The sequence below is a fragment of the Paraburkholderia sp. RL17-383-BIF-A genome, assembly GCF_046028015.1.
GTDB lineage: Bacteria > Pseudomonadota > Gammaproteobacteria > Burkholderiales > Burkholderiaceae > Paraburkholderia.
In genome coordinates this window covers 1-25771 of sequence record NZ_JARESR010000016.1, presented here as the reverse complement: position 1 = coordinate 25771, position 25771 = coordinate 1, and the positions used below count along the sequence as shown (strand labels likewise).

The following is a 25771-nucleotide window of genomic DNA, read 5'->3' as shown; positions in this document are numbered from 1 at the left end:
TCCTTAGGCGCCGAGCTGACGCACGATAAACGTCGTCTTGAGCGGCAGCTTAGCTGCAGCCAGACGGAACGCTTCGCGTGCCAGCTCTTCGGTTACGCCGTCCATTTCGTACAGCATCTTGCCCGGTTGAATCTCTGCGACGTAGTACTCAGGGTTACCTTTACCGTTACCCATCCGTACTTCAGCCGGCTTGTGCGAGATCGGCTTGTCCGGGAAGATGCGGATCCAGATGCGGCCACCACGCTTGATGTGACGCGTCATTGCACGACGTGCCGCTTCAATCTGGCGCGCGGTCAAGCGACCACGACCGATAGCCTTCAGGCCGAACTCACCGAACGACACCGCGTTGCCGCGGGTAGCGATACCGGTGTTACGACCCTTCTGCTCTTTGCGATACTTTCTGCGTTTCGGTTGCAGCATCGTTATTCTCCAGTCTTCCCGCCGTCGCCGGCACCGCCAGCACGACGGGGAGCGCCACGGCGTGCACCTGCCGGGCCACCACCTTCACCATCGCGACGCGGACGGCGATCGCCACCCGGACGTGCGTTGCGGCGCGGACGCTTTTCTTCGGCGACTTCTTCAACCACCGGTGCGTCGTTGCGGCCGAGCGTGTCGCCCTTGTAGACCCACACCTTCACGCCGATGATGCCGTACGTCGTCTTTGCTTCCGACGTTGCGTAGTCGATATCAGCACGCAGCGTATGAAGCGGCACGCGACCTTCGCGATACCATTCCGTACGAGCGATTTCGATACCGTTCAGGCGGCCAGCGCTCATGATCTTGATGCCTTGAGCACCCAGACGCATCGCGTTTTGCATCGCACGCTTCATCGCGCGGCGGAACATAATCCGGCGCTCGAGCTGTTGCGTGATCGAATCCGCGATCAGTTGCGCATCGGTTTCCGGCTTACGGATTTCTTCGATGTTGACGTGAACCGGAACGCCCATGCGCTTTTGCAGCTCGGACTTCAGCAGTTCAATGTCTTCACCCTTCTTACCGATCACGACACCCGGACGCGAGCTGAAAATCGTGATACGGGCGTTCTTTGCAGGACGCTCGATCACAACGCGCCCGACGGACGCGTTCTTCAGCTTTTTCTTCAGGTATTCACGAACACCGATGTCTTCCTGCAACATCGCCGCGAAATTGTTGTTGTTCGCGTACCAACGCGACGCCCAATTGCGGCTGACGGCCAAACGGAAGCCAGTCGGATGAATTTTCTGTCCCATCGTATGACCCCTTAATTCCCGACCGTCACAGTGATGTGACAGGATTGCTTCTCGATGCGGTTACCGCGGCCTTTAGCGCGCGCGGTAAAACGCTTGAGCGACGCAGCCTTGTCGATGTAGATGCTCGTGATCTTGAGCTCATCGATATCGGCGCCTTCGTTATGCTCCGCATTCGCGATCGCCGACAGCACGACCTTTTTCACGATTCCCGCAGCCTTCTTCGGCGAAAACGTCAGAACGTTCAGCGCCTTGTCGACCGGCAAACCGCGGATCTGGTCAGCCACAAGGCGCGTTTTCTGCGCCGAGATGCGGGCACCGCGATGAATTGCTTTCACTTCCATCATGAGCCCCTTATTTCTTAGCCTTCTTGTCGGCTGCGTGACCCTTGAACGTACGGGTCAGTGCGAACTCGCCAAGCTTGTGGCCGACCATGTTTTCCGAGATGTACACCGGAACGTGTTGACGGCCGTTATGAACGGCGATCGTCAGACCGATGAAATCCGGGAGGATCGTCGAGCGACGCGACCAGGTTTTGATCGGCTTCTTATCCCGCGAAGCTGCTGCCGCCTCAACTTTCTTCAGCAAATGGGCGTCGCAGAACGGACCTTTTTTTACAGAACGTGCCATTGCCTACTCCTTAACGCTTGTGACGGCGCTGGACGATCATGCTCGTCGTGCGCTTGTTGCTGCGGGTGCGATAACCCTTAGCAGGTGTGCCCCACGGGCTCACCGGATCGCGACCTGCAGCCGTCTTGCCTTCACCACCACCGTGCGGGTGATCGACCGGGTTCATTGCAACGCCACGCACCGTCGGGCGGATACCGCGCCAGCGGTTCGCGCCAGCCTTACCGATTTGACGGAGGCTATGCTCTTCGTTGCCAACTTCACCAATCGTCGCGCGGCACTCAACGTGGACGCGGCGGATTTCACCCGAGCGCAGGCGGACCTGTGCGTAGATGCCTTCACGAGCCAGCAGCATCGCCGACGTACCAGCCGAACGCGCCATTTGCGCGCCCTTGCCAGGCAGCATTTCGATGCAGTGAATCGTCGTACCGACCGGAATGTTGCGGATCGGCAGCGTGTTGCCTGCACGAATCGGCGCTTCCGAACCTGACATCAGTTGCTGACCGACGGTGATACCCTTCGGAGCGATGATGTAGCGGCGTTCGCCGTCTGCGTACAGAACCAGCGCAATGTTCGCGCTACGGTTCGGATCGTACTCAAGGCGTTCGACCTTCGCTGCGATACCGTCCTTGTTGCGACGGAAATCGACGACACGATAGTGATGCTTGTGACCACCACCCTTATGACGGGTCGTGATGTGGCCGTTGTTGTTACGGCCGGCGGTCGTGGATTGCGAGTCGAGCAGCGGTGCGAACGGCTTGCCTTTATGCAGATCCTTGTTGACCACCTTGACCATCGCACGGCGGCCCGGCGAAGTCGGCTTAACTTTAACGATTGCCATGATTACTTGGCCTCCGCTTCAAAGTTGATTTCCTGGCCGGGCTTCAGGCAGACATACGCCTTCTTCACGTCCTTGCGCTTGCCCATGAAGCGGCCAAAGCGCTTGGCTTTGCCCTTCGAGACCAGCACGTTGACGGAATTGACTTCCACCTTGAACAGCAGCTCGACTGCAGCTTTCACTTCCTGCTTCGTGGCATCGGGCGCGACTTCGAACACGACTTGCTCGTTCTTGTCGGCCACCAGCGTCGCCTTTTCGGAGATCACCGGCGCGAGCAGGACCTGCATCAAACGATGATCGTTCTTGCGAATCTCGCTCATGACAGCAACTCCTCGATCTGGGCGACCGCAGCCTTCGTGATCAGGATCTTCTTGAAGTAGATCAGCGACAGCGGGTCGGCGTAACGCGGCTCGACAACTGCCACATGGGCGAGGTTGCGCGACGCGAGGTACAGGTTTTCGTCAACCGTGTCGGTAATCACCAGCACGGAGTCGAGACCCATCGCCTTGAATTTTTCGGCCAGCAGCTTCGTCTTCGGCGCTTCGAGCGTCAGCTCGTCGACTACCGAGATACGGCCTTCGCGGGCCAGCTGCGAGAAGATCGAGCAGAGACCTGCGCGATGCATCTTCTTGTTGACCTTGTGCGAAAAGTTTTCTTCCGGCGAATTCGGGAAGATCCGGCCACCGCCGCGCCACAACGGGCTCGACGACATACCGGCACGGGCGCGACCCGTACCCTTCTGGCGCCACGGCTTCTTGGTCGTGTGCTTGACTTGCTCACGGTCCTTCTGCGCGCGGTTACCGCTACGGGCATTCGCTTGATACGCCACCACCACCTGGTGAATCAGGGCTTCGTTGTAATCGCGGCCGAACACGACGTCCGACGCGCTAACGCCTGCACCTTCCTGACCATTGGCATTCAGGAGCTTAAGTTCCATTATTTCGCTCCTTTCACGGCACGCGTCTTCACGGCCGGCGTAACGAATACCTTGCCACCCTTCGCACCCGGAACGGCGCCCTTGACCAGCAACAGCTTGCGGTCAGCGTCGATACGAGCGATTTCGAGGTTTTGCACGGTTACCGTATCGTCACCCATGTGACCGGTCATGCGCTTACCCGGGAAAACACGACCCGGATCCTGCGCCATACCGATCGAACCCGGCACGTTGTGCGAGCGCGAATTACCGTGCGATGCACGGCCGGATGCGAAGTTGTAACGCTTGATGGTACCGGCGTAGCCCTTACCGATCGACACGCCTTGCACGTCGACCTTCTGGCCTACTTCGAACAGGTCGGGACCGACCACGGTGCCGTTCGACAACTCGGCAGCCTTGGCAGCATCGATCTGGAATTCTTTGAGGATTTCACCGGCTTGAACACCGGCTTTGGCGAGATGACCGGCCAACGGCTTCGTCACGCGCGATGCACGGCGCGTACCGAATGCAACCTGCACGGCCGTGTAGCCGTCGGTTTCAACAGTCTTGATCTGCGTCACGCGGTTGTCGGACACGTCCAGCACGGTAACGGGAATCGAATCCCCTTCTGCCGTGAAGATACGGGTCATGCCAACCTTGCGACCTACGAGTCCAAGGCTCATCGTTTTCTCCATTCCCGACTGCGATTGGTCGGGGCTAATTTACAAAATGCCGGTGCCGTTTCGGGCATGAATTCATGCTGCAGCACACCGACTTTTTTGCGCAAATGCGCGAAAAGCCCACTATTATAGCGAGGCCTCTCGTTTTCCGCAAGCAATCAATGACTTAGCGTTGCCAGGTACGCCAGGCAACGCTTTGAAGCCTTATTGCAGCTTGATTTCCACGTCCACGCCAGCCGGCAGGTCCAGCTTCATCAATGCGTCAACGGTCTTATCCGTCGGATCGACGATGTCCATCAGACGTTGGTGCGTACGGATTTCGAGCTGGTCGCGCGACGTCTTGTTGACGTGCGGCGAACGCAGGATGTCGAAGCGTTGAATACGGGTCGGCAGGGGAACCGGACCACGAACGATTGCGCCAGTCCGCTTTGCCGTGTCGACGATTTCAGCAGCCGATTGATCGATCAGGCGATAGTCGAAAGCCTTCAGGCGAATACGGATTTTCTGGTTCTGCATGACAATTCCTTGGAAAGAGCGAGGCGATATTGCACCGCCAGACAGTAAAAGAACGTAGAGCCGGATGCCCGCTGAGGGCGGGCGCCCGGCTCCGGGCACCACTTACAGCAAATACGTCAATCTGCGATTTTACTCGAGAATCTTGGCAACCACACCTGCGCCAACCGTACGGCCGCCTTCGCGGATTGCGAAGCGCAGACCTTCTTCCATCGCGATCGGGTTGATCAGCTTCACCGTGATCGACACGTTGTCGCCCGGCATCACCATTTCCTTGTCCTTCGGCAACTCGATCGAGCCCGTCACGTCCGTCGTACGGAAGTAGAACTGCGGACGGTAGTTGTTGAAGAACGGCGTGTGACGACCGCCTTCATCCTTGCTCAGCACGTACACTTCAGCCGTGAAGTGCGTGTGCGGGTTGATCGAACCCGGCTTGGCCAGAACCTGGCCACGCTCCACGTCTTCACGCTTCGTGCCGCGCAGCAGGATACCGACGTTGTCGCCTGCCTGACCCTGGTCGAGCAGCTTGCGGAACATTTCCACGCCCGTGCAGGTCGTCTTCACCGTCGGCTTGATACCGACGATTTCGATTTCCTCGCCAACCTTCACAACGCCGCGCTCAACGCGACCCGTCACCACCGTGCCGCGACCCGAGATCGAGAACACGTCTTCCACCGGCATCAGGAATGCACCGTCAACTGCGCGCTCCGGCGTCGGGATGTACGTGTCCAGCGCGTCGGCCAGATTCATGATCGCCACTTCGCCCAGCTCGCCCTTGTCGCCTTCCAGCGCCAGTTTGGCCGAACCCTTGATGATCGGCGTTTCGTCGCCCGGGAAGTCGTACTTCGACAGAAGTTCGCGAACTTCCATCTCGACCAGCTCCAGCAGCTCAGCGTCGTCCACCATGTCGCACTTGTTCAGGAACACGATGATGTACGGAACGCCAACCTGACGCGCCAGCAGGATGTGCTCACGCGTTTGCGGCATCGGGCCGTCAGCGGCCGAGCACACCAGGATCGCGCCGTCCATCTGCGCTGCGCCCGTGATCATGTTCTTCACATAGTCAGCGTGGCCCGGGCAGTCGACGTGTGCGTAGTGGCGGTTAGCCGTTTCGTACTCGACGTGTGCCGTGTTGATCGTGATACCACGTGCCTTTTCTTCCGGCGCCGCGTCGATCTGGTCGTATGCCTTCGCTTCGCCGCCAAACTTCTGCGTCAGAACCGTCGTGATCGCTGCCGTCAGCGTGGTCTTGCCGTGGTCAACGTGACCGATCGTGCCGACGTTCACGTGCGGCTTGGTCCGTTCGAATTTACCTTTAGCCATGTTTCTCTTCTTTCAAAAAGTTAATCGTTGAATGACTTGCCGCGCGATTACTTCGACTTCGCGTTGATGATCGCTTCGGACACGTTACGCGGTGCTTCGGAGTAGTGCTTGAACTCCATCGTGTACGTTGCACGACCTTGGGTCAGCGAACGCAGCGACGTCGAGTAGCCGAACATTTCCGACAGCGGGACTTCGGCGCGAACGATCTTGCCGCCGCCAACCATGTCGTCCATGCCCTGCACGATGCCGCGACGACCCGACAGGTCGCCCATCACGTTGCCCATGTAATCTTCAGGCGTTTCGACTTCCACAGCCATCATCGGTTCGAGGATGACCGGTTGAGCCTTGCGCATTGCTTCCTTGAACGCCATCGAGCCGGCCATGCGGAACGCATTTTCGTTCGAGTCAACGTCGTGGTACGAACCGAACGTCAGGTGAACCTTGACGTCGACGACCGGGAAGCCTGCCAGCACGCCTGCCTTCAGCGTTTCCTGGATACCCTTGTCCACCGCCGGGATGTATTCGCGCGGAATCACACCGCCCTTGATCTCGTCGAGGAACTCGTAGCCCTTGCCTTGCTCATTCGGCTCGAGCGTGATGACCGCGTGACCATACTGGCCACGACCACCCGACTGCTTGACGAACTTGCCGTCAACGTCTTCCGCCTTACCGCGAATCGTTTCGCGGTAAGCAACTTGCGGCTTGCCGACAGTCGCTTCCACGCCGAATTCGCGCTTCATACGGTCAACCAGAATTTCCAGGTGGAGCTCGCCCATGCCCGAAATAATGGTTTGGCCCGATTCTTCGTCCGTTTGAACGCGGAACGACGGATCTTCTTGTGCCAGACGGTTCAGCGCCAGACCCATCTTTTCCTGGTCAGGCTTCGTCTTCGGCTCAACAGCCTGCGAAATCACCGGCTCCGGGAAAATCATGCGTTCGAGCACGATCGGGCTTTGCGGATCGCACAGCGTGTCGCCGGTCGTCGCGTCTTTCAGGCCGACTGCTGCTGCGATGTCGCCTGCGCGGACTTCCTTGATTTCTTCGCGCTGGTTCGCGTGCATCTGCAGAATACGACCCAAACGTTCCTTCTTGTCTTTGGTCGCGTTCAGCACGGTGTCGCCGGAATTCACGACGCCCGAGTACACGCGGAAGAAGATCAGCTGGCCGACGAACGGGTCGGTCATGATCTTGAACGCCAGTGCCGAGAACTTTTCGTCGTCGGCAGCGCGGCGCTCGCCCTTTTCACCGTTTTCCAGCTCGCCGGTAACCGGCGGGATGTCGATCGGCGAAGGCAGGAAGTCGAGCACGGCGTCCAGCATGCGTTGCACGCCCTTGTTCTTGAACGCGGTGCCGCACAGCATCGGCTGGATTTCGCAAGCGATCGTACGGTCGCGCAGACCCTTGATGATTTCCGCTTCAGAGAGCTCGCCCTCTTCCAGGTACTTGTTCATCAATTCTTCGCTCGACTCGGCAGCCGCTTCGACCATTTTCTCGCGCCATTCCGTGCACGAGTCAGCCAGTTCCGCCGGAATTTCTTCGTACGAGAACTTCGTGCCTTGGGACGCTTCGTCCCAAATGATCGCTTTCATCTTCAGCAGATCGACGACGCCCGTGAAGTTCTCTTCCGCGCCGATAGGCACCACGACCGGAACCGGGTTCGCCTTCAGACGCAGCTTGAGCTGGTCGTAAACCTTGAAGAAGTTCGCGCCGGTGCGGTCCATCTTGTTGATGAACGCGAGACGGGGAACCTTGTACTTATTAGCCTGACGCCACACGGTTTCCGACTGGGGCTGAACGCCACCCACAGCACAGTAAACCATGCACGCGCCGTCGAGCACGCGCATCGAGCGCTCAACTTCAATCGTGAAGTCAACGTGGCCCGGGGTGTCGATGATGTTGATGCGGTGCTCAGCGCGGTCGCCGGCCATGCCTTTCCAGAACGCCGTGGTAGCAGCGGACGTGATCGTGATGCCGCGTTCCTGCTCCTGCTCCATCCAGTCCATGGTGGCAGCGCCGTCGTGAACTTCACCAATCTTGTGGTTCACGCCGGTGTAGAACAGGATGCGCTCGGTCGTCGTCGTTTTGCCGGCGTCGATGTGAGCGCTAATACCGATGTTACGGTAGCGCTCGATAGGTGTCTTGCGAGCCACTTTGATCCTCTATTGGGATGACGCGATGCGAGAAAATACCCATCGCGCTGTAACACAAACGGGCGAGGCGCTTTGTAAGCGCACCCGCCCGGAATTTCTTTCCGTTTTTTCTGCTAATCCCGGGTTCGGGAAGCTTAGAAACGGAAGTGCGAGAACGCCTTGTTGGCTTCTGCCATCCGGTGAACTTCGTCGCGCTTCTTCATTGCGCCGCCACGGCCTTCGGCCGCTTCGGAGAGTTCACCTGCCAGACGCAGGGCCATCGACTTCTCGCTGCGCTTCTTCGCGGCTTCACGCAGCCAACGCATCGCCAATGCCATACGACGCGACGGGCGCACTTCGACCGGAACCTGATAGTTCGCACCACCAACGCGGCGGCTCTTCACTTCGACCACCGGCTTAACGTTGTTGAGCGCTACCGTGAACACTTCCAGCGGGTCCTTGCCACCCTTGGTCTGGATCTGTTCGAAAGCGCCGTACACGATACGCTCGGCAACCGACTTCTTGCCGGAGAGCATCAGCACGTTCATGAACTTAGCTACATCAACGTTACCGAACTTCGGATCCGGCAACACTTCCCGCTTGGGGACTTCGCGACGACGCGGCATGTTTCTTCCTTTAACTTTTCAGTTGGAGCTATTTTTAGCCCCGCGGCCACCAACTAACCCGATTCATCTCTGACGACTTACCAGCCTGGTCGGGTGACCACTTACTCGACAGCACCGGCGATTCCGGCACCACCGCTATTACCGCCTATGCAGGCGACCTGAAACTACTGACCGGCTAATTACTTGCCAGCTTATTTACCAGCTTTGGCACGCTTCGCACCGTACTTCGAGCGAGCCTGCTTACGATCCTTGACGCCCTGGGTATCCAGCGAGCCGCGAACCATGTGGTAACGCACACCCGGCAAGTCCTTCACACGGCCGCCGCGAATCAGCACGACCGAGTGTTCCTGCAGGTTGTGGCCTTCACCACCGATGTACGAAATGACTTCGAAGCCGTTCGTCAGACGAACCTTGGCAACCTTACGCAGTGCCGAGTTAGGCTTCTTCGGCGTCGTGGTGTACACACGGGTGCACACGCCGCGACGCTGGGGGCAGTCCTGCAAAGCCGGGCTCTTGCTCTTCGTCGTTTCCGACGCGCGGCCTTTGCGAACCAGTTGATTGATGGTTGGCATTGTTTATTCCTGAAATTGAACAAAATCGACGCATCTGTTTCCGGGCAAAGCAGAAACGATTGCGCATCGAACTTCCGGACCCGTCCGCCAGCGCATGATTTGACTTCGCGCGCAGGCATTCCAAGAACCGGAACCTAGCATAATATTCCGAAAATACTAAGGGAGTCAACAGGTTGCGACGTTTCGCACCCCTGCGGACCTGCCCAGGCGCTCGCTGAGCGCTCAGTCAGCGGCAACGACTTCTAGCAACTCGTCGCCGAAACGGTCGAGTTTGCGCGCACCCATACCCGGAATGCCGCGCAAATCTTCGATGGAGTCGGGGCCGTTACGGGCGATTTCAGCCAAAGTCGCGTCGTGGAAGATCACGTACGCCGGCACGCCGTCGCTCTTCGCCGTTTCGGTGCGCCACGCACGCAGCCGTTCCCAGCGCGCACGTTCGCGCGGGCCCATGCCGATTGTCGGGTCGGCGCGCTCACTGGTGCGCCCGGACGATTGACGGGTACGCGTCGGCTTGACGTAGCGGCGCATCGTGACGTTCTGCTCGCCCTTGAGCACCGGTTTGCTTGCCTCGGTTAGAACCAGCGAGCCGAATCCCTCGTGGTCGACGGTCAGATAGCCGAACGCGACAAGCTGGCGAAACACCGCGCGCCACTCTGGTTCGCCGAGCGCCGAACCGATACCGAACGTGGTCAGCTTCTCGTGGCCTCGCTGAAGGATTTTTTCGCTGCTGTTGCCGCGCAGAATATCGATCAGATGGCCGGCGCCGAAATGAAAACCGCTCGCCCGCTGAGCACGGAACACGCACGAGAGCGCCATCTGCGCCTCCCGCGTCGCATCCCATGTAGCCGGTGGCTCAAGACAGTTGTCACAGTTGCCGCATGGCTTGCTCGACTCGCCGAAATACGCGAGAAGTCGCACTCGCCGGCATGTCGCCGCTTCACACAGACCGAGCAGCGCGTCCAGCTTGCCTGTTTGCACGCGCTTGTGTGCGTCGTCGGCGTCGGATTCGTCGATCATTTTGCGCTGCTGGACGACGTCGCCGAGACCGTAGGCCATCCATGCGTTCGCCGGCATGCCGTCGCGCCCCGCGCGACCGGTTTCCTGGTAGTAGCCTTCGACGCTCTTCGGCAAGTCCAGGTGAGCCACGAAGCGCACGTCCGGCTTGTCGATGCCCATGCCGAACGCGATCGTCGCGCACATCACGATTCCTTCTTCACGCTGAAACATCTCCTGATGCTTCTGGCGGATTTCAAACTCCATGCCGGCGTGATACGGCAGCGCGCGCATCCCTTTTTCTTTCAACCACTCCGCAGTCTCTTCGACCTTGCGACGCGAGAGGCAATAGACGACGCCGGCGTCAGTCGTGCCGTCCGGCTTCGAATGCTCCGCGCGGATGAAGTCCAGCAACTGCGTACGCGCGTTGTCCTTTTCGACAATTCGATAGCGGATGTTCGGCCGGTCGAAGCTCGACACGAAAATACGTGCGTCATCCAAGGCGAGACGGTGGATGATCTCGTCCCGCGTGATGGCATCCGCCGTCGCCGTGAGTGCGATTCGCGGCACGTCAGGAAACCGCTCGTGCAACACCGACAACTGGATGTATTCCGGCCGGAAATCGTGCCCCCATTGCGACACGCAATGCGCTTCGTCGATGGCGAACAACCCGATGCGCGTACGCTCCAGTAGCTCCTGGAAACGGGGCGTCATCAAACGCTCCGGCGCCACGTAAAGCAGGTCGATCTCACCGTCGCGCAACGCGCGCTCAGTCGCCATCGCCTCTGCGCTCGACAGCGTCGAATTCAGATACGCCGCCCGCACACCCACTTCCGTAAGCGCGGCCACCTGATCCTGCATCAGCGCGATCAGCGGAGAAACGACGATGCCGGTTCCGAACCCGCCTTCACGGCGCACCAGCGACGGAATCTGATAGCAGAGCGACTTGCCGCCGCCCGTCGGCATCAGCACGAGGCAATCGCCGCCGCCGGCGACGTGCTCGACAATTTCGCCCTGCTGTCCTCTGAACGCGGGGTAACCGAAGACTTCGTTGAGGATTTCGAGCGGACGGGACATGAATTTGAGAGAAGCAGCGTGATGCCGGTGACACGAATTTTACCAACGCATTCGTGCTGCGCCCGCGCTTTACTGCAACGTTAGCCATTCGGGCTAACAAAGCATGGGCAAGCGCACAAAAAGAAAGCGCATAAAAAAAGCCGCTCAGTCGAAACTGAGCGGCTTCGCTGGCTAGAGCTCCAAGCGGCTTGCACCGCCTGGACCTACTGACCTGAGCTTACTCGCCTGAGTGCTGCTGTTCGGCGGCCGGGGTTTCCGGCGTACCGAACTCGAACGACTCTTCCGCTGCGATCTGATCGAAACGCTCGCGGTCGGACAGTTCCTTGCTCTTACGTGCCTTGTGGAACGCGAGACCCGTACCGGCCGGAATCAGACGGCCGACGATCACGTTTTCCTTCAGACCACGCAGGTCGTCGCGCTTGCCCATGATCGCCGCTTCGGTCAGCACGCGGGTCGTTTCCTGGAACGACGCCGCCGAGATGAACGAATCGGTCGACAACGAGGCCTTCGTGATACCGAGCAGCACGTTTTCGTACGTTGCCGGACGCTTGTCTTCCGCGATCATACGGTCGTTCTCATCGAGCATATCCGACCGCTCGACCTGTTCGCCCGGGATGAAACGCGTATCGCCGTTGTCCGTAATCTGCACGCGGCGCAGCATCTGACGAACAATCACTTCAATGTGCTTGTCGTTGATCTTCACGCCTTGCAGACGGTACACGTCCTGCACTTCGTCCACGATGTAACGCGACAGCGCTTCGATACCTTGCAGACGCAAGATGTCGTGCGGATCGGCAGGACCGTCGACAATCATTTCGCCCTTGTTGACGACCTGACCATCGTGCACCAGAACCTGCTTTTCCTTCGCGATCAGGAACTCGTGCTGGTTGCCTTCGAGGTCCGTGATAACGAGACGCTGCTTGCCCTTCGTGTCCTTACCGAACGACGTCGTACCCGTGACTTCCGCCAGGATACCCGCGTCCTTAGGCGAACGTGCTTCGAACAGTTCAGCCACACGCGGCAGACCACCGGTAATGTCACGCGTCTTCTGCGATTCAACCGGGATACGTGCCAGCACTTCACCGACCTGCACTTGCTGACCATCCTTCACGGTGATCAGAGCGCCGACCTGGAAGCCGATCTGCACCGAGTGCTCGGTGTTCGGGATCTTGACTTCTTCGCCGTTCGCGTCGAGCAGCTTGACCTGCGGACGCACCGTCTTCGAAGCTTGCGAACCACGACGCTTCACGTCGATCACGACCAGCGTGGACAGACCCGTCACATCGTCGATCTGCTTGGCAACCGTCACGCCTTCTTCGACGTTTTCGAACTTCACCGTACCGCCCCACTCGGTGATGATCGGACGCGTCATCGGATCCCACGTTGCCAGTTGCGTGCCGGCCTTGATCTGCGCACCGTCCAGTTGCAACAGCGTCGCGCCGTACGGCACCTTGTGACGTTCGCGCTCGCGACCGTGGTCGTCGGTGATCATCGCTTCGCCCGAACGCGAGATGACGATCTGCTCGCCCTTCGCGTTGGTGACGTAACGCATGGTTGCCGTGAAACGCACCGTACCGTTCGACTTCGCTTCAACCGACGAAGCAACCGCCGCACGCGATGCCGCACCACCGATGTGGAACGTACGCATCGTGAGCTGCGTGCCCGGTTCGCCGATCGACTGCGCAGCGATCACGCCAACTGCTTCGCCGACATTGACCGACGAGCCGCGGCCCAGGTCGCGGCCGTAGCAGGCTGCGCACAGACCGTAACGCGTTTCGCAAGTCAGCGGCGTACGCACGCGCACTTCGTCGATGCCGAGGCGTTCGATTTCTTCGACCGCGTCTTCGTCGAGCAGCGTGCCCGTTTCGTACAGCGTTTCCTGCGATTCCGGATTGACGACGTCAGCCACCGTCACGCGACCGAGAATACGGTCACGCAGCGCTTCGACGACTTCACCGCCTTCGACCAACGCCTTCATGGCGACGCCGTTGGACGTACCGCAATCGTCCTCGACCACCACCAGATCCTGCGTCACGTCGACCAGACGACGCGTCAGGTAACCCGAGTTTGCCGTCTTCAGTGCCGTATCAGCCAGACCCTTACGTGCGCCGTGGGTCGAGATGAAGTACTGCAACACGTTCAGGCCTTCACGGAAGTTCGCCGTAATCGGCGTCTCGATGATCGAGCCGTCCGGCTTCGCCATCAGGCCACGCATACCGGCCAGCTGACGAATCTGAACCGCGGAACCACGAGCACCCGAGTCCGCCATCATGTAAATCGAGTTGAACGATTCCTGACGCGTTTCGTTGCCGTCGCGATCCGTGACCGGCTCCGTCGACAGCTGTTCCATCATCGCCTTGCCGACCGCTTCCGACGTTGCCGACCAGATGTCGACCACGTTGTTGTAGCGCTCTTGCGACGTGACGAGACCCGACATGTACTGACGGTCGTATTCCTTCACCTTCTTCGCGGCGTCGCCGACGATGGTTTCCTTCTGCGGCGGCACGAGCATGTCGTCGACGCAGATCGAGATACCAGCGCGCGTTGCCAGACGGAAACCCGACTGCATCAACTGGTCGGCGAAAATCACCGTTTCACGCAGACCGCATTTGCGGAACGCGGTGTTGATCAGGCGCGAGATTTCCTTCTTCTTCAGCGGCTTGTTGAGCACCGAGAACGGCAGGCCCGGCGGAAGAATTTCCGACAGGATTGCACGGCCGACGGTGGTCGGGTAAAGCGTGATCTTCGGCACGAACGCCGGCGCACCTTCCGACTTGTCTTCGTTGTGGACCATTTCGGTGATCCGCACGTTGACGCGCGAGGCGAGCTCGACTTCCTTGTTCTCGTAGGCACGCAGCGCTTCCGAAACGCCGGTGAACGTCAGGCCTTCGCCCTTAGCATTCACGGCTTCACGGGTCGCGTAGTACAAACCGAGCACGATATCCTGCGACGGCACGATCGACGGATCGCCGTTGGCCGGGAACAGGACGTTGTTCGACGCCAGCATCAGCGTGCGCGCTTCCATCTGCGCTTCCAGCGACAGCGGCACGTGAACAGCCATCTGGTCACCGTCGAAGTCGGCGTTGAACGCCGCGCAAACGAGCGGGTGCAGCTGGATTGCCTTACCTTCGATCAGCACCGGCTCGAAAGCCTGAATGCCAAGACGGTGCAGCGTCGGCGCACGGTTCAGCATGACCGGATGTTCGCGAATGACTTCTTCGAGAATGTCCCACACCACCGGCGTCTGGTTCTCGACTTCCTTCTTCGCAGCCTTGATGGTGGTAGCGACACCCATCACTTCGAGCTTGTTGAAGATGAACGGCTTGAACAGTTCGAGCGCCATCAGCTTCGGCAGACCGCACTGATGCAGCTTGAGCGTCGGGCCGACCACGATCACCGAACGGCCTGAGTAGTCAACGCGCTTACCGAGCAAGTTCTGACGGAAACGACCGCCCTTACCCTTGATCATGTCAGCGAGCGACTTCAACGGACGCTTGTTCGCGCCGGTCATGGCCTTACCGCGACGACCGTTGTCGAGCAGCGAATCGACGGCTTCCTGCAGCATCCGCTTTTCGTTGCGGACGATGATTTCAGGCGCCTTCAGTTCGAGCAGACGCTTCAACCGGTTGTTACGGTTGATCACGCGGCGATACAGGTCGTTCAGGTCCGACGTCGCGAAACGGCCGCCGTCCAGCGGCACCAGCGGACGCAGTTCCGGCGGCAGCACCGGCAGCACTTCGAGCACCATCCAGTCAGGCTTGATGCCCGAACGCTGGAAAGCCTCGAGCACCTTCAGGCGCTTCGCGTACTTCTTGATCTTCGCTTCCGAACCCGTGTTCTTGAGTTCGGTGCGCAGCATCTCGACCTGTTCGTCGATGTTGATCGCGCGCAGCAGTTCGCGCACGCCTTCCGCGCCCATCTCGGCACGGAATTCGTCACCGTATTCTTCGACCTTGTTGTAGTAATCCTCTTCGGTCATGATCTGCCGCGCTTTCAGCGGCGTCATGCCCGGATCGATCACCACATATGCTTCGAAATACAGCACGCGTTCGATGTCGCGCAGCGTCATGTCGAGCACCATGCCCAGACGCGACGGCAGCGACTTCAAAAACCAGATGTGTGCAACCGGCGAGGCCAGTTCGATGTGGCCCATGCGTTCGCGACGCACTTTCGCCAGCGTCACTTCAACGCCGCACTTCTCGCAGATCACGCCACGGTGCTTCAGGCGCTTGTACTTGCCGCAAAGGCATTCGTAGTCTTTGATCGGCCCGAAGATCTTCGCGCAGAACAAACCATCGCGTTCCGGCTTGAACGTCCGGTAGTTGATGGTTTCCGGCTTCTTCACTTCACCGAACGACCACGAACGGATCTTGTCCGGCGAAGCCAGACCGATCTTGATCGCGTCAAAAACTTCAGGCTGTTGGACTTGCTTGAATAGATCGAGCAGAGCTTTCATTGCTTTCTCTCCGTAGTCCGATTAGTTGCGGTCGAGGTCGATATCGATACCGAGCGAGCGGATTTCCTTCACCAACACGTTGAAGGATTCCGGCATGCCGGCGTCGATCACGTGATCGCCCTTGACCAGGTTTTCATAAACCTTGGTCCGGCCTGTCACGTCGTCCGACTTCACCGTCAGCATTTCCTGCAGCACGTACGATGCGCCGTACGCTTCGAGCGCCCACACTTCCATTTCACCGAAACGCTGGCCACCGAATTGCGCCTTACCGCCCAACGGCTGCTGCGTCACGAGCGAGTACGGGCCCGTGGAACGCGCGTGCATCTTGTCGTCGACCAAGTGGTGCAGCTTCAGGTAGTGCATGTAGCCGACCGTCACCGTACGTTCGAACATTTCGCCCGTGCGGCCGTCGTACAGACGCACCTGGTTCTTCGACGGCGTCATGCCGAGGTTCTTCGCGATGTCGTCCGGGAATGCCAGATCCAGCGCGCGCGACATTTCTTCTTCCGTCGCACCGTCGAACACCGGCGTAGCGAACGGCACGCCTTCGCGCAGGTTCTTCGCCAGTTCGACGATCTCGTCGTCCGTGAAGCTGTCCAGCTCTTCGGCGCGGCCCGACTCGTTGTAGATCTTGGTCAGGAATTCGCGCAGTTCTTCGATCTTCGCCTGACGCTGCAGCATTTCGCCGATACGCCAGCCGAGACCCTTCGCGGCCCAACCCAGATGCACTTCGAGAACCTGACCCACGTTCATCCGCGACGGCACGCCGAGCGGGTTCAGAACGACGTCAGCCGGACGGCCGTCGGCCATGTACGGCATGTCTTCGATCGGAACGATCTTCGACACCACACCCTTATTACCGTGACGGCCGGCCATCTTGTCGCCAGGCTGCAGGCGGCGCTTGACTGCCAGATACACCTTGACCATCTTCAACACGCCCGGCGGCAATTCGTCGCCTTGCGTGAGCTTCTTGCGCTTTTCTTCGAACGCCAGATCGAACTGGTGACGCTTCTGTTCGATCGAGTCCTTGATCGCTTCGAGCTGTGCCGCTGCTTCTTCGTCCGCGAGGCGGATGTCGAACCAATGGTAGTGATCCAGATCTTCCAGGTAAGCCTGTTCGATCTTCGTGCCCTTCGCGAGCTTCTTCGGACCGCCGTTCGCGACCTTGCCGGTCAGCATACGTGCGAGACGCTGGAACGCGTCGCCTTCCACGATACGCAGCTGGTCGTTCAGGTCGAGGCGATAGCGCTTCAGTTCATCGTCGATGATCTGTTGCGCGCGCTTGTCGCGCTGAATGCCTTCACGCGTGAACACTTGAACGTCGATCACGGTGCCGCTCATGCCCGACGGCACGCGCAGCGACGTGTCCTTCACGTCCGAAGCCTTTTCACCGAAGATCGCGCGCAGCAGCTTTTCTTCCGGCGTCAGCTGGGTTTCGCCCTTCGGCGTGACCTTGCCGACCAGCACGTCGCCTGCTTCGACTTCAGCGCCGATGTAGACGATGCCCGACTCATCGAGACGGCCAAGTTGCACTTCAGCCAGGTTCGAGATGTCGCGCGTGATTTCTTCCGGTCCGAGCTTCGTATCGCGAGCAACGACGTTCAGTTCTTCAATGTGGATCGACGTGTAACGGTCGTCGGCAACCACCTTCTCCGAGATCAAAATCGAGTCTTCGAAGTTGTAGCCGTTCCACGGCATGAACGCGACCAGCATGTTCTGGCCGAGAGCCAGTTCGCCGAGGTCGGTCGATGCGCCGTCAGCCAGCACGTCGCCACGCGACACGATGTCGCCGACCTTCACGATCGGGCGCTGGTTGATGTTCGTGTTCTGGTTCGAACGCGTGTACTTGATCAGGTTGTAGATGTCCACGCCGACGTCGCCAGCAACAGCTTCGTCGTCGTTCACGCGGATCACCATACGGCCTGCGTCGACATAATCGACCACGCCGCCGCGGAATGCCTGAACCGTCGTACCCGAGTCGACGGCCACCGTGCGCTCGATACCCGTACCGACCACGGCCTTTTCAGGACGCAGACACGGCACAGCCTGACGCTGCATGTTCGAACCCATCAATGCGCGGTTCGCGTCATCGTGCTCGAGGAACGGAATCAGCGATGCTGCCACCGACACGATCTGCGACGGCGCCACGTCCATGTACTGGATGCGGTCCGGCGTGACCATCAGCGTTTCGCCTGCTTCACGCGACGACACCAGTTCGTCGGTCAGCGAGCCGTCTTCCGCCACGGCCGCGTTCGCCTGAGCGATCACATAACGGCCTTCTTCGATCGCCGACAGGTAATCGATTTGATCCGTCACCTTGCTGTCCACGACCTTGCGATACGGCGTTTCGAGGAAGCCGTATTCGTTCAGGTGCGCGTACAGAGCGAGCGAGTTGATCAGGCCGATGTTCGGACCTTCCGGCGTTTCAATCGGGCACACGCGACCGTAGTGAGTCGGGTGCACGTCGCGGACTTCAAAGCCAGCGCGCTCACGCGTCAAACCGCCCGGACCAAGTGCCGAAACACGGCGCTTGTGGGTGATTTCCGACAGCGGGTTCGTTTGGTCCATGAACTGCGACAGCTGCGACGAACCGAAGAACTCGCGAATCGCCGACGAAATCGGCTTCGAGTTGATCAGGTCGTGCGGCATCAGGTTTTCGCTTTCGGCCTGGCCGAGGCGTTCCTTCACAGCACGCTCGACACGCACGAGACCCGCGCGGAACTGGTTTTCCGCCAGTTCGCCGACGCAACGCACACGACGATTGCCCAAGTGGTCGATGTCGTCCACTTCGCCCTTGCCGTTACGCAGCTCGACCAGGATCTTGATCGTGGCGAGGATGTCGTCGTCTTGCAGCGTCATCGGTCCGACGATTTCGTCGCGGCCGACACGGCGATTGAACTTCATACGACCCACCTTGGACAGGTCGTATGCGTCTTCGCTGTAGAACAGACGGTTGAACAGCGCCTCGACCGCTTCTTCGGTCGGCGGTTCGCCCGGACGCATCATGCGGTAGATCGCGATGCGCGCGGCCATCTTGTCCGCGGTTTCGTCGATACGCAGCGTCGACGAGATGTACGGACCTTGATCCAGATCGTTCGTGTAGAGCGTCTGGATGTCTTTGATCTTCGACTCGCGCAGCTTCTCGAGCACGGTTTCCGTGATTTCGTCGTTCGCGTTAGCGATGACTTCACCCGTGTCGCCGTCGACGACGTTCTTCGCCAGCACGCGGCCGAGCAAATAGTCTTCCGGAACCGAGATGAACTTGGTCTTGGCGTTGTCGAGGTCGCGAATGTGCTTCGCGTTGATCCGCTTGTCCTTCTGGACGATCACGTTGCCATCACGGTCCGTGATGTCGAAACGCGCGACTTCACCACGCAGACGCTCCGGCACGAATTCCATCTGTGCGCCTTCCGGCATCAGCGTGAAATTGTCGAACACGAAGAAGTTTGCGAGGATCTGTTCCGGCGTGAGGCCGATTGCCTTCAGCAGGATCGTGACCGGCATCTTGCGGCGACGGTCGACGCGGAAGTACAGCACGTCCTTCGGGTCGAACTCGAAATCGAGCCACGAACCGCGGTAAGGAATGATACGTGCCGAAAACAGGAGCTTGCCCGAGCTGTGCGTCTTGCCCTTGTCGTGCTCGAAGAACACGCCCGGCGAACGGTGCAACTGCGAAACGATCACACGTTCCGTGCCGTTGATGACGAACGAACCCGTCGGCGTCATGAGCGGAATTTCGCCCATGTACACTTCCTGTTCTTTCACTTCCTTCACGACCGGTTTGCTCGGCGATTCCTTGTCGAGCAGCACGAGACGCACTTTCGCGCGCAGGGCCGAACAGTACGTCAAACCGCGCTGCTGACATTCCTTGATGTTGAATGCCGGCGGCGACAGCATGTAGCTGACGAACTCTAGACGAGCGAACCCGTTATGCGAAACAATTGGGAAAACGGAGGTAAACGCAGCTTGCAGGCCTTCCGGCTTGCGTTGCGTCGACGACGTGTCTGCTTGCAGAAACGTGCTGAATGATTCAAGCTGGGTAGCCAGCAGGAAAGGTACTTGGTGAACGATGGGGCGCTTCGCAAAACTCTTGCGAATGCGCTTCTTCTCGGTGAAGGAATATTGCATACGATCTCCGAATCACGGCGGGCATTGTTGTCGAGGCAGGATACCTTGATGAGACAACCCGAGTGTTCACCGACTGAGACCCGATGGCCGTCCGATGGCTTGAACGAGCCTAGAAGCTTGGTGGTTGGCCGCTACCAACCGCTGGCTGACGGCAGCGGATGCCTATGTTGCCCGCTACCCGACCAAACTTGCCTTCTGCAGTCGCTTCAGAAGACAAAGAGAATCGCCGGTCAATGTTGCCGAATGGCGATTTTCTTTGGCTTCTGGGGCTTCAGTTTTTGCCGAAATTAGCTGACAAAAACGTGGTCCCCACAAAGCACAAAAAGGCCGGCGGTGGAAAACCGCCAGCCTTCGCACAGCGCGCTGAAACTTACTTGATTTCAGCCTTCGCGCCGGCTTCTTCCAGCTTCTTCTTGGCTTCTTCAGCAGCAGCCTTCGGTACCGATTCCTTAACAGGCTTCGGTGCACCGTCGACCAGGTCCTTCGCTTCCTTCAGGCCGAGACCCGTCAGTTCACGAACAGCCTTAATGACCGAAACCTTGTTCGCGCCGACTTCCGTCAGGTTGACCGTGAATTCGGTTTGCTCTTCAGCAGCAGCAGCAGCGCCGCCGCCTGCCGGGCCTGCCACTGCAACAGCAGCTGCCGACACGCCAAACTTTTCTTCGAACGCCTTAACCAGCTCGTTCAGTTCCAGAACCGACATCGAGCCTACGGCTTCGAGGATGTCTTCTTTTGCGATTGCCATTTGAAATACTCCTAAATTGAATTCGGATACAGCCAGCGATCAATCACGCTCGACTGAAGTGCATTACGCAGCGGTTTCTTCGCCTTGTTTCTTTTCTGCCAGCGCGGCCAGAGCGCGCGCAAAGCCGGAAACAGGTGCTTGCATAACGTACAACAGCTTGGAGAGCAGTTCTTCGCGGCTCGGGATGTTCGCCAGCGCTTGCACGCCAGCCTTGTCCATCACCTTGCCTTCGTAGGAACCAGCCTTGATGACCAACTTGTCATTGCTCTTGCTGAAGTCATTGACGACCTTAGCAGCAGCAATTGCATCTTCCGAGATGCCGTAGATCAGGGGGCCAGTCATCTGCTCTGCCAGCGGAGCAAACGGGGTACCTTCAACAGCGCGACGCGCCAGCGTGTTTTTCAACACGCGAAGGTAAACCTGTTGCTCACGCGCTTTCGCGCGCAGCTTGGTCAGATCGCCAACCGCGATTCCACGATACTCAGCCAGAACCACGGTCTGGGCTTTCGCGACTTGCGCGGCAACCTCAGCGACGACGGCCTGCTTGCTTTCTTTGTTAAGTGGCACGGTTAACCTCCAGATTCGATACACGCAGCGTGCGCCTTGTGTACCGCGTTCAATAACGGCGTCCGACCAGTCAGGAGTATCTCAACCGCCCAATATTCGCATTGCTGCGGACATTGACCGGCTTCATCACTACAAAACCTTTTCGGGTTCGCCATCTGCGTTGGCTTTACATTAAGGACCCGCCTACCCGCTGCGTGCCCGCCAACGGTCTTTGACAACCGGTCGCTCAATGCAGACTGCCACTTTGCGACCGCCCAAAGCCCATAAAACCGCCTCGACTCTCGCCGAGGCGATGAATTCTATTACTGCGCTGCGATCGATGCCTGATCGACGCGAACGCCGACGCCCATCGTGCTCGACAGTGCAACCTTGCGCAGATAAACACCCTTGCTCGTTGCCGGCTTCGCTTTTTGGAGCGCGTCGACGAGAGCGTTCAGGTTGCTACGCAGAGCCGTCGGCTCGAAGGAAGCACGGCCGATCGTGGCATGGATGATACCGGCCTTGTCGACACGGAATTGCACCTGACCAGCCTTGGCGTTCTTCACCGCAGTCGCGACGTCCGGCGTAACCGTACCGACCTTCGGGTTCGGCATCAGGCCGCGCGGGCCGAGGATCTGACCGAGCGTACCGACAACGCGCATCGTGTCCGGCGAAGCGATCACGATGTCGAAGTCCAGCTTGCCGGCCTTGACTTGTTCGGCCAGGTCTTCCATACCGACGACTTCAGCGCCAGCCGCACGAGCCTGTTCAGCCTTTTCGCCTTGTGCGAAAACGGCGACACGGACCGACTTACCGGTACCAGCCGGCAGAACGACCGAACCACGAACCACTTGGTCCGACTTCTTCGCGTCGATGCCGAGTTGCACTGCGACGTCGATCGACTCGTCGAACTTCGCGCTTGCGCATTCCTTCACGAGTGACAGAGCTTCGTCAATCGCGTAGAGCTTTTGACGATCAACCTTGGCTGCAAATGCTTGCAGACGCTTTGAAAGCTTAGCCATTTACACGCCCTCCACGGTGATGCCCATCGAGCGGGCGCTACCAGCGATCGTACGAACCGCTGCGTCCAGATCAGCTGCCGTCAGATCGGGCATCTTGGTCTTGGCGATGTCTTCAGCTTGAGCGCGGGTGATCTTGCCGACCTTGTCGGTATGCGGCTTGCTCGAACCCTTGTCGATCTTCGCTGCCTTCTTGATCAGAACCGTTGCCGGCGGCGTCTTCAGAACGAACGTGAAGCTCTTGTCCGCGAACGCGGTGATCACGACCGGAATCGGAAGACCCGGTTCCAGTGCCTGGGTCTGCGCGTTGAACGCCTTGCAGAACTCCATGATGTTCAGGCCGCGTTGACCCAGTGCCGGACCGACCGGCGGCGACGGATTGGCTTTACCTGCAGGAATCTGCAGCTTGATAAAGCCGATGATTTTCTTTGCCATGTTGAAAACCTCTTTGGAACACCACATGGGCACATGCGGTTGTTCAGTGAGTAGTAGCGCGTGTTCCCCGGAAAATCGGATACTGACGCTCCTCAACGGCCATTACGCGGACCGTAAGCGCGAAATACGGAGCGCACCGACTGGTGCGCTCCGTAGAATTCTGGATTACAGCTTTTCGACTTGGCCGAATTCCAGTTCGACCGGCGTAGCGCGGCCGAAGATTGTAACGGAAACACGGACGCGCGACTTTTCGTAATTCACTTCTTCGACGCTACCGTTGAAGTCCGTGAACGGACCGTCCTTCACTCGCACCATTTCGCCGACTTCGAACAGGGTCTTCGGACGTGGCTTCTCCACGCCCTCCTGCATCTGCGACATGATCTTCTCGACTTCGCGCGGAGAGATCGGACTCGGGCGATTACGCGCACCACCTACGAAACCCGTCACCTTCGCCGTATTTTTCACGAGGTGCCACGTCTCGTCGGTCATTTCCATCTCGACTAACACGTAGCCCGGAAAGAAACGACGCTCGGTCACCGATTTGTGACCACCTTTTACCTCGACCACTTCTTCAGTCGGAACGAGGATTTGACCAAACTGGTCTTGCATGCCGGCACGTTCGATACGCTCCTGAAGCGCACGCTGCACGCTCTTCTCCATACCGGAGTAGGCGTGCACGACGTACCAACGCTTGCCGCTCGGGGATGCCGGAGTATCACTCATATCATTTCCAACCCAGAATCACCGAGAAAATCGCCCATTCAATGGATTTGTCGCTAACCCAGAGAAAGATCGCCATGACGAACACGAAGCCGAACACTACGAGCGTTGTCTGGGTAGCCTCTTTGCGGGTAGGCCAAACAACCTTACGGACTTCCTTATACGAGTCTTTGGCGAAAGCGATGAAACCCTTGCCAGGCGCGGAGAGAAGACCGACTGCAACACCCGCGATCGCACCTACAGCCAAGGCGGCTCCGCGGACGTACCATTCCTGGCCACCAAGCCAGAAGAACCCCACGAACCCGGCCAAGACTAACAATACGCCCGCGACGAGCATCAGCTTATCGCCGGATGTATTTACAGTTTCGACGGAAGGATTCGCCATAACACCTTAACGAAGCGCCACATAAGGCGCGAGAGTTGGCAGGGGCAGAGGGAATCGAACCCCCAACCTTCGGTTTTGGAGACCGACGCTCTGCCAGTTGAGCTATACCCCTAAACCATTTTGGGGTTGACGACACCGCCAACCCCGAAACTACCGATCAACGAGAACTGTCTGGCGTTACTCGAGAATCTTGGCAACCACACCTGCGCCAACCGTACGGCCGCCTTCGCGGATTGCGAAGCGCAGACCTTCTTCCATCGCGATCGGGTTGATCAGCTTCACCGTGATCGACACGTTGTCGCCCGGCATCACCATTTCCTTGTCCTTCGGCAACTCGATCGAGCCCGTCACGTCCGTCGTACGGAAGTAGAACTGCGGACGGTAGTTGTTGAAGAACGGCGTGTGACGACCGCCTTCATCCTTGCTCAGCACGTACACTTCAGCCGTGAAGTGCGTGTGCGGGTTGATCGAACCCGGCTTGGCCAGAACCTGGCCACGCTCCACGTCTTCACGCTTCGTGCCGCGCAGCAGGATACCGACGTTGTCGCCTGCCTGACCCTGGTCGAGCAGCTTGCGGAACATTTCCACGCCCGTGCAGGTCGTCTTCACCGTCGGCTTGATACCGACGATTTCGATTTCCTCGCCAACCTTCACAACGCCGCGCTCAACGCGACCCGTCACCACCGTGCCGCGACCCGAGATCGAGAACACGTCTTCCACCGGCATCAGGAATGCACCGTCAACTGCGCGCTCCGGCGTCGGGATGTACGTGTCCAGCGCGTCGGCCAGATTCATGATCGCCACTTCGCCCAGCTCGCCCTTGTCGCCTTCCAGCGCCAGTTTGGCCGAACCCTTGATGATCGGCGTTTCGTCGCCCGGGAAGTCGTACTTCGACAGAAGTTCGCGAACTTCCATCTCGACCAGCTCCAGCAGCTCAGCGTCGTCCACCATGTCGCACTTGTTCAGGAACACGATGATGTACGGAACGCCAACCTGACGCGCCAGCAGGATGTGCTCACGCGTTTGCGGCATCGGGCCGTCAGCGGCCGAGCACACCAGGATCGCGCCGTCCATCTGCGCTGCGCCCGTGATCATGTTCTTCACATAGTCAGCGTGGCCCGGGCAGTCGACGTGTGCGTAGTGGCGGTTAGCCGTTTCGTACTCGACGTGTGCCGTGTTGATCGTGATACCACGCGCCTTTTCTTCCGGCGCCGCGTCGATCTGGTCGTATGCCTTCGCTTCGCCGCCAAACTTCTGCGTCAGAACCGTCGTGATCGCTGCCGTCAGCGTGGTCTTGCCGTGGTCAACGTGACCGATCGTGCCGACGTTCACGTGCGGCTTGGTCCGCTCAAACTTACCCTTGGCCATTTTCGACTCCTAAGAGGATTTTTCCGTACGTTGCGCCGGGCGCAAACAATCACCGAGTACTTCTGGTGCCCATGGGCAGGATCGAACTGCCGACCTCTCCCTTACCAAGGGAGTGCTCTACCACTGAGCCACATGGGCGCTACTTCTGTGTTGCTGGAGCGGGTGAAGGGAATCGAACCCTCGTCGTAAGCTTGGAAGGCTTCTGCTCTACCATTGAGCTACACCCGCAAGGATCCATGGATTCCCAAACAACTGCTGCAACTTGCATTCTGGTGGAGGAGGTTGGATTCGAACCAACGTAGGCGTAAGCCAACAGATTTACAGTCTGCCCCCTTTAGCCACTCGGGCACCCCTCCGCAGAGAACTGATGATTATGGGGGAACAACCGCTTGTTGTCAAGACTTGCTTGACCGTTCCAAACCCAAGGTTCTCACTTATATAGTGTTTTCAGC

General features: G+C 58.9%; 24 protein-coding genes and 4 tRNA genes. 1 reads left to right on the top strand and 27 read right to left on the bottom strand.

All coding sequences use genetic code 11. From position 1 onward, the window contains the following. Nucleotides 1-3 precede the first annotated feature (3 nt). The 16 genes from rplP to rpoB form a co-directional block, all read right to left on the bottom strand. Nucleotides 4-420 (bottom strand): 50S ribosomal protein L16, encoded by a 417-nt coding sequence (gene rplP / locus P0D71_RS19230; protein ID WP_007180131.1) that lies wholly within the window; start codon nucleotides 418-420, stop codon nucleotides 4-6. Between the two features lie 2 nt (nucleotides 421-422). Continuing rightward, complete coding sequence (gene rpsC, locus P0D71_RS19225; RefSeq protein WP_007180132.1) at nucleotides 423-1229, bottom strand: 30S ribosomal protein S3; 807 nt, start codon at nucleotides 1227-1229, stop codon at nucleotides 423-425. A gap of 11 nt (nucleotides 1230-1240) precedes the next feature. Next, nucleotides 1241-1573 (bottom strand): 50S ribosomal protein L22, encoded by a 333-nt coding sequence (gene rplV, locus P0D71_RS19220; RefSeq protein ID WP_007180133.1) that lies wholly within the window; start codon nucleotides 1571-1573, stop codon nucleotides 1241-1243. A 7-nt stretch (nucleotides 1574-1580) separates the two neighbouring features. Next, the gene (gene rpsS / locus P0D71_RS19215; RefSeq protein ID WP_004199273.1) at nucleotides 1581-1856 is read right to left on the bottom strand and encodes a 30S ribosomal protein S19; all 276 of its coding nucleotides are present in this window, start codon (nucleotides 1854-1856) and stop codon (nucleotides 1581-1583) included. Between the two features lie 10 nt (nucleotides 1857-1866). Next, the gene (rplB, locus tag P0D71_RS19210) at nucleotides 1867-2694 is read right to left on the bottom strand and encodes a 50S ribosomal protein L2 (protein WP_091798350.1); all 828 of its coding nucleotides are present in this window, start codon (nucleotides 2692-2694) and stop codon (nucleotides 1867-1869) included. Between the two features lie 2 nt (nucleotides 2695-2696). Continuing rightward, the gene (gene rplW / locus P0D71_RS19205) at nucleotides 2697-3011 is read right to left on the bottom strand and encodes a 50S ribosomal protein L23 (RefSeq protein ID WP_007180135.1); all 315 of its coding nucleotides are present in this window, start codon (nucleotides 3009-3011) and stop codon (nucleotides 2697-2699) included. Beyond that, the gene (rplD, locus tag P0D71_RS19200) at nucleotides 3008-3628 is read right to left on the bottom strand and encodes a 50S ribosomal protein L4 (RefSeq protein WP_007180136.1); all 621 of its coding nucleotides are present in this window, start codon (nucleotides 3626-3628) and stop codon (nucleotides 3008-3010) included. The genes rplW and rplD overlap by 4 nt, the downstream gene beginning before the upstream one ends. Continuing rightward, entirely contained in the window at nucleotides 3628-4287 is a 660-nt protein-coding gene (gene rplC, locus P0D71_RS19195; protein ID WP_007180137.1) for a 50S ribosomal protein L3, read from the bottom strand. The genes rplD and rplC overlap by 1 nt, the downstream gene beginning before the upstream one ends. Nucleotides 4288-4488: 201 nt before the next feature. Beyond that, nucleotides 4489-4800: a 30S ribosomal protein S10 gene (gene rpsJ, locus P0D71_RS19190; RefSeq protein WP_006998489.1), complete on the bottom strand. Its 312-nt coding sequence runs from the start codon at nucleotides 4798-4800 to the stop codon at nucleotides 4489-4491. A 129-nt stretch (nucleotides 4801-4929) separates the two neighbouring features. Beyond that, nucleotides 4930-6120 carry an elongation factor Tu gene (tuf, locus tag P0D71_RS19185; protein ID WP_007180138.1) on the bottom strand — a complete coding sequence of 397 codons (1191 nt, stop codon included), beginning with the start codon at nucleotides 6118-6120 and terminating at the stop codon, nucleotides 4930-4932. Between the two features lie 47 nt (nucleotides 6121-6167). Continuing rightward, the gene (fusA, locus tag P0D71_RS19180; protein ID WP_091798348.1) at nucleotides 6168-8270 is read right to left on the bottom strand and encodes an elongation factor G; all 2103 of its coding nucleotides are present in this window, start codon (nucleotides 8268-8270) and stop codon (nucleotides 6168-6170) included. A 134-nt stretch (nucleotides 8271-8404) separates the two neighbouring features. Beyond that, a complete protein-coding gene (rpsG, locus tag P0D71_RS19175; protein WP_006053291.1) occupies nucleotides 8405-8875 on the bottom strand; it encodes a 30S ribosomal protein S7 in 471 nt (156 codons plus the stop codon). A gap of 191 nt (nucleotides 8876-9066) precedes the next feature. Further along, nucleotides 9067-9447, bottom strand: coding sequence for a 30S ribosomal protein S12 (gene rpsL / locus P0D71_RS19170; protein ID WP_006998493.1), 381 nt, complete (start codon nucleotides 9445-9447; stop codon nucleotides 9067-9069). A 222-nt stretch (nucleotides 9448-9669) separates the two neighbouring features. Next, nucleotides 9670-11517, bottom strand: coding sequence for a DNA helicase RecQ (gene recQ, locus P0D71_RS19165; RefSeq protein WP_408481591.1), 1848 nt, complete (start codon nucleotides 11515-11517; stop codon nucleotides 9670-9672). Between the two features lie 217 nt (nucleotides 11518-11734). Further along, complete coding sequence (gene rpoC / locus P0D71_RS19160; RefSeq protein ID WP_091798343.1) at nucleotides 11735-15973, bottom strand: DNA-directed RNA polymerase subunit beta'; 4239 nt, start codon at nucleotides 15971-15973, stop codon at nucleotides 11735-11737. Nucleotides 15974-15994: 21 nt separating this feature from the next. Further along, the gene (rpoB, locus tag P0D71_RS19155) at nucleotides 15995-20101 is read right to left on the bottom strand and encodes a DNA-directed RNA polymerase subunit beta (protein ID WP_091798340.1); all 4107 of its coding nucleotides are present in this window, start codon (nucleotides 20099-20101) and stop codon (nucleotides 15995-15997) included. A 124-nt stretch (nucleotides 20102-20225) separates the two neighbouring features. Here rpoB and P0D71_RS19150 point away from each other — a divergent pair, with 124 nt between their 5' ends. Further along, on the top strand, nucleotides 20226-20396 hold the full coding sequence (locus P0D71_RS19150) for a hypothetical protein (RefSeq protein ID WP_408187768.1): 171 nt from the start codon (nucleotides 20226-20228) through the stop codon (nucleotides 20394-20396). A 75-nt stretch (nucleotides 20397-20471) separates the two neighbouring features. Here the strand turns inward: P0D71_RS19150 and rplL are convergent, their stop codons facing one another. The 11 genes from rplL to P0D71_RS19095 form a co-directional block, all read right to left on the bottom strand. Next, nucleotides 20472-20846, bottom strand: a complete 375-nt coding sequence (gene rplL / locus P0D71_RS19145) for a 50S ribosomal protein L7/L12 (RefSeq protein ID WP_091798332.1) — start codon at nucleotides 20844-20846, stop codon at nucleotides 20472-20474. 63 nt (nucleotides 20847-20909) lie between these two features. Beyond that, the gene (gene rplJ, locus P0D71_RS19140; protein ID WP_008922978.1) at nucleotides 20910-21413 is read right to left on the bottom strand and encodes a 50S ribosomal protein L10; all 504 of its coding nucleotides are present in this window, start codon (nucleotides 21411-21413) and stop codon (nucleotides 20910-20912) included. 302 nt (nucleotides 21414-21715) lie between these two features. Continuing rightward, nucleotides 21716-22414 (bottom strand): 50S ribosomal protein L1, encoded by a 699-nt coding sequence (gene rplA, locus P0D71_RS19135; protein WP_007180145.1) that lies wholly within the window; start codon nucleotides 22412-22414, stop codon nucleotides 21716-21718. Then, nucleotides 22415-22846, bottom strand: coding sequence for a 50S ribosomal protein L11 (gene rplK, locus P0D71_RS19130; RefSeq protein WP_007180146.1), 432 nt, complete (start codon nucleotides 22844-22846; stop codon nucleotides 22415-22417). A 165-nt stretch (nucleotides 22847-23011) separates the two neighbouring features. Then, complete coding sequence (gene nusG, locus P0D71_RS19125; protein WP_007180147.1) at nucleotides 23012-23569, bottom strand: transcription termination/antitermination protein NusG; 558 nt, start codon at nucleotides 23567-23569, stop codon at nucleotides 23012-23014. A gap of 1 nt (nucleotide 23570) precedes the next feature. Next, entirely contained in the window at nucleotides 23571-23951 is a 381-nt protein-coding gene (gene secE, locus P0D71_RS19120) for a preprotein translocase subunit SecE (protein ID WP_408187767.1), read from the bottom strand. A 36-nt stretch (nucleotides 23952-23987) separates the two neighbouring features. Further along, nucleotides 23988-24063, bottom strand: a tRNA-Trp gene (locus tag P0D71_RS19115). A gap of 65 nt (nucleotides 24064-24128) precedes the next feature. Beyond that, entirely contained in the window at nucleotides 24129-25319 is a 1191-nt protein-coding gene (tuf, locus tag P0D71_RS19110) for an elongation factor Tu (protein ID WP_007180138.1), read from the bottom strand. A 63-nt stretch (nucleotides 25320-25382) separates the two neighbouring features. After that, nucleotides 25383-25457, bottom strand: a tRNA-Thr gene (locus tag P0D71_RS19105). 16 nt (nucleotides 25458-25473) lie between these two features. After that, nucleotides 25474-25547, bottom strand: a tRNA-Gly gene (locus P0D71_RS19100). 42 nt (nucleotides 25548-25589) lie between these two features. Further along, a tRNA-Tyr gene (locus P0D71_RS19095) sits at nucleotides 25590-25675 on the bottom strand. Nucleotides 25676-25771: the final 96 nt, after the last annotated feature.

Bases quoted from the DNA above. Each gene is read 5' to 3' on its own strand.
- rplP (WP_007180131.1), bottom strand. From the start codon at position 420: ATGCTGCAACCGAAACGCAGAAAGTATCGCAAAGAGCAGAAGGGTCGT.
- rpsC (WP_007180132.1), bottom strand. From the start codon at position 1,229: ATGGGACAGAAAATTCATCCGACTGGCTTCCGTTTGGCCGTCAGCCGC.
- rplV (WP_007180133.1), bottom strand. From the start codon at position 1,573: ATGATGGAAGTGAAAGCAATTCATCGCGGTGCCCGCATCTCGGCGCAG.
- rpsS (WP_004199273.1), bottom strand. From the start codon at position 1,856: ATGGCACGTTCTGTAAAAAAAGGTCCGTTCTGCGACGCCCATTTGCTG.
- rplB (WP_091798350.1), bottom strand. From the start codon at position 2,694: ATGGCAATCGTTAAAGTTAAGCCGACTTCGCCGGGCCGCCGTGCGATG.
- rplW (WP_007180135.1), bottom strand. From the start codon at position 3,011: ATGAGCGAGATTCGCAAGAACGATCATCGTTTGATGCAGGTCCTGCTC.
- rplD (WP_007180136.1), bottom strand. From the start codon at position 3,628: ATGGAACTTAAGCTCCTGAATGCCAATGGTCAGGAAGGTGCAGGCGTT.
- rplC (WP_007180137.1), bottom strand. From the start codon at position 4,287: ATGAGCCTTGGACTCGTAGGTCGCAAGGTTGGCATGACCCGTATCTTC.
- rpsJ (WP_006998489.1), bottom strand. From the start codon at position 4,800: ATGCAGAACCAGAAAATCCGTATTCGCCTGAAGGCTTTCGACTATCGC.
- tuf (WP_007180138.1), bottom strand. From the start codon at position 6,120: ATGGCTAAAGGTAAATTCGAACGGACCAAGCCGCACGTGAACGTCGGC.
- rpsG (WP_006053291.1), bottom strand. From the start codon at position 8,875: ATGCCGCGTCGTCGCGAAGTCCCCAAGCGGGAAGTGTTGCCGGATCCG.
- rpsL (WP_006998493.1), bottom strand. From the start codon at position 9,447: ATGCCAACCATCAATCAACTGGTTCGCAAAGGCCGCGCGTCGGAAACG.
- recQ (WP_408481591.1), bottom strand. From the start codon at position 11,517: ATGTCCCGTCCGCTCGAAATCCTCAACGAAGTCTTCGGTTACCCCGCG.
- rpoC (WP_091798343.1), bottom strand. From the start codon at position 15,973: ATGAAAGCTCTGCTCGATCTATTCAAGCAAGTCCAACAGCCTGAAGTT.
- rpoB (WP_091798340.1), bottom strand. From the start codon at position 20,101: ATGCAATATTCCTTCACCGAGAAGAAGCGCATTCGCAAGAGTTTTGCG.
- rplL (WP_091798332.1), bottom strand. From the start codon at position 20,846: ATGGCAATCGCAAAAGAAGACATCCTCGAAGCCGTAGGCTCGATGTCG.
- rplA (WP_007180145.1), bottom strand. From the start codon at position 22,414: ATGGCTAAGCTTTCAAAGCGTCTGCAAGCATTTGCAGCCAAGGTTGAT.
- rplK (WP_007180146.1), bottom strand. From the start codon at position 22,846: ATGGCAAAGAAAATCATCGGCTTTATCAAGCTGCAGATTCCTGCAGGT.
- nusG (WP_007180147.1), bottom strand. From the start codon at position 23,569: ATGAGTGATACTCCGGCATCCCCGAGCGGCAAGCGTTGGTACGTCGTG.
- secE (WP_408187767.1), bottom strand. From the start codon at position 23,951: ATGGCGAATCCTTCCGTCGAAACTGTAAATACATCCGGCGATAAGCTG.
- tuf (WP_007180138.1), bottom strand. From the start codon at position 25,319: ATGGCCAAGGGTAAGTTTGAGCGGACCAAGCCGCACGTGAACGTCGGC.